A 2,883-nucleotide genomic window follows, 5' to 3' on the forward strand; every position below is an offset into this window, starting at 1 on the left:
CTGGATATCCTGCTGGCCACGCCGGTCGGCCTGCATGCGTCCTCGCTGGTCATCGTGGTCTGGCTGGGCCGCATGACGCAGCGCTGGACCGGCGTCTTCTCGATCCGCCAGACCACGGTGCTGGTCCTGCTGCTGGTGCTGGCGGGCCGCCTGGTGCGCTTCGTCGAGCTGTCCCTGCTGGGGCAGGTGCCGGCACAGTGGGACTATTTCCTGCCGGTGATCGCCAGCGCGCTGATCTGGCCGACCATCCTGCTGTCGCTGCGCCGCTGGACCCAGCGCTGAGGCGACCCCATGGCGCGCCTGCTGCTGGCCTCGACTTCTCCCCGCCGCCTCGAGCTGCTGCGCCAGATCGGCCTGCGGCCGGAGGTGCTGCGGGTCGATATCGACGAGTCGGTGCGGCCGGGCGAGGCCGCCGCCGACTACGTGCTGCGCCTGGCGCGGGCCAAGGCCGAGGCGGGGCGGGCGCAGGCCGAGGCCGCCGGATACGGTCCGGCATGGGTACTTGCGGCGGATACCACGGTGCTGGCCGGAGGTGAAATACTCGGCAAACCGGCCTCGCTGGATGATGCACGCCGTATCTGGGCGCTGCTGCCCTCGCCGGATCACCAGGTGCTGACCGGTGTCGCGCTGGTGCATGGCGATCGCATCCTCAGCCGGGTGGTGTCGACCGCGGTGGACTTCCTGCCCATTCCGGCGCAGGAGCAGGAGGCCTACTGGGCCAGCGGCGAGCCGCAGGACAAGGCCGGCGGCTATGCCATCCAGGGCCGCGCGGCGTTGTATGTCGCCGGCATTCGCGGCAGCTACAGCAACGTGGTCGGCCTGCCGCTGGCCGAAACCGCCGCCCTGCTCAGGCAGGCGGACCATCCGCTCTGGGAGTGACCGATGCAGACACGCGTGCCGAATACCGACGAGGTCCTGATCAATGTCACGCCCATGGAGTCGCGCGTGGCCCTGGTCGAGAACGGCATCGTGCAGGAGCTGTACGTCGAGCGCACGGCGCGGCGCGGTCTGGTCGGCAACATCTATCGCGGTCGCGTGGTGCGGGTGCTGCCCGGCATGCAGGCGGCCTTCGTCGAGATCGGCCTGAGCCGCACGGCCTTCATCCATCTCAACGAGGTCAGGCTGGGCGCGGCAGGCACGCGGCCGGCGGCCATCCACGAGCTGCACGAAGGCCAGTCGATCACTGTCCAGGTCATGAAGGACATGATGGGCACCAAGGGCGCCCGCCTGACCATGGACCTCTCCATTCCCTCGCGCTATCTGGTCTACATGCCGTTCGGCGACCAGGTCGGCATTTCCCAGAAGATCGAGGACGAGGTCGAGCGCGAGCACCTGAAACAGCAGATCCGCAGCCTGCGCGCCGAAAGTCCGGACGAGCTGGGCGGCGGCTTCATCGTGCGCACGGTGGCGGAGGGCGTGCAGGACGCCGAGCTGCGTCACGACATGGATTTCCTGCTCAAGCTCTGGCGCCACGTGCGCGAGCGCGCGCTGGTGACCGAGGGCCCGGCGCTGATCTCCGAGGAGCTGCCGCTGTCGCTGCGCACCCTGCGCGATCTGGTCGGGCCGGGCGTGATCAAGGTCTGCATCGATTCCCGCGAGACCTACGGCAAGGCCATCGAGTTTGCCCGTGAGTTCGTGCCCGGCGTCGAGGACCGGCTCGAGCACTACCCCGGCGAGCGCCCGCTGTTCGACCTCTACAACGTCGAGGACGACCTGCAGAAGGCGCTGCAGCGCAAGGTGCTGCTCAAGTCCGGCGGCTACCTGATCATCGACCAGACCGAGGCCATGACCACGGTCGACGTCAATACCGGCTCCTTCGTCGGCAGCCGCAACCTCGAGGACACGGTGTTCAAGACCAACCTCGAGGCCACCCACGCCATCGCCCGCCAGCTGCGGCTGCGCAATCTGGGCGGCATCATCATCATCGACTTCATCGACATGGAGGAGCAGGAGCACCGCCAGCAGGTGCTGCGCTCGCTGGAGAAGATGCTGGCGCGCGACCACGCCCGCACCAAGATCACCCAGGTCTCCGAGCTGGGCCTGGTGGAGATGACCCGCAAGCGCACGCGCGAGTCGCTGGAGCATCTGCTCTGCGAGACCTGTCCGACCTGCGCCGGGCGCGGCACGGTGAAGACGGCGGAAACCATCTGCTTCGAGATCTTCCGCGAGATCCTGCGCGAGGCCCGCGCCTACGATGCCGCCAACGGCTATTCCGTGGTCGCCAACCAGCGTGTCATCGACCGCCTGCTGGGCGAGGAGTCGGCCGCTGTCGCCGACCTCGAGCAGTTCATCGGCAAGCCCATCCGTTTCCAGGTCGAGGCCATGTACAGCCAGGAGCAATACGATGTCGTGCTGCTCTGACCTGCCGGCGCGGGGAGGCCTTCCGGCATGACGCATCCGCCGGTGTCGCGCCTCGACCGTCTGCTGCACGGCCTGCTCTGGGCGCTGGCCATCGTGCTCATTCCGCTGGCGCTGGTGGTGGGTGTGGGGCGCGAGCTGCTGCCGCTGGTGTCGGGGCAGAAGCCGGCCATCGAGCGTCTGCTCACCGAGCGTACCGGCCTGCAGATCCGCCTGGGCAGCGTGCGTGGCGAGTGGCAGGGGCTGACGCCGCAACTGAAGGCGGAGCAGGTCGCGATCCATGATGCCGGTCGCCCGGACAGGCCCCTGCTGGTGGTGCCGTCGGTGGTCACGCGTCCGGACTGGTGGGCGACCCTGCGCGATCTCAGTCCCCGGCTGGAGACCACGATCCACGGGCTGAAGCTGACGCTGGCGCCACGCGCCGGCGGCGGCATCGAGGTCGTCGAGCTGTCCGGGCTGCGAAAGTCCGACCCCGAAAGCGCGCAGCAGGCGCTGCGCTGGCTGCTGGCCCAGCCGGGCATGAAT

General features: G+C 68.9%; 4 protein-coding genes. All 4 read left to right on the plus strand.

From position 1 onward, the window contains the following. Window positions 1-282, plus strand: a 282-nt coding sequence (gene mreD, locus C5O18_RS08185) for a rod shape-determining protein MreD (RefSeq protein WP_105193051.1), incomplete at its 5' end; no start/stop codon positions are given. A 9-nt stretch (window positions 283-291) separates the two neighbouring features. Next, window positions 292-879, plus strand: coding sequence for a Maf family protein (locus C5O18_RS08190; RefSeq protein ID WP_105193053.1), 588 nt, complete (start codon window positions 292-294; stop codon window positions 877-879). Between the two features lie 3 nt (window positions 880-882). Then, on the plus strand, window positions 883-2,361 hold the full coding sequence (gene rng / locus C5O18_RS08195) for a ribonuclease G (protein ID WP_105193055.1): 1,479 nt from the start codon (window positions 883-885) through the stop codon (window positions 2,359-2,361). Window positions 2,362-2,388: 27 nt separating this feature from the next. Then, a partial coding sequence (locus C5O18_RS08200; protein WP_241146788.1) for a YhdP family protein occupies window positions 2,389-2,883 on the plus strand: 495 nt, incomplete at its 3' end.

Source organism: Amnimonas aquatica (assembly GCF_002943415.1).
In the GTDB taxonomy this organism is placed as follows: Bacteria; Pseudomonadota; Gammaproteobacteria; order Pseudomonadales; family Moraxellaceae; genus Perlucidibaca; species Perlucidibaca aquatica_A.

Bases quoted from the DNA above. Each gene is read 5' to 3' on its own strand.
- C5O18_RS08190 (WP_105193053.1), top strand. From the start codon at position 292: ATGGCGCGCCTGCTGCTGGCCTCGACTTCTCCCCGCCGCCTCGAGCTG.
- rng (WP_105193055.1), top strand. From the start codon at position 883: ATGCAGACACGCGTGCCGAATACCGACGAGGTCCTGATCAATGTCACG.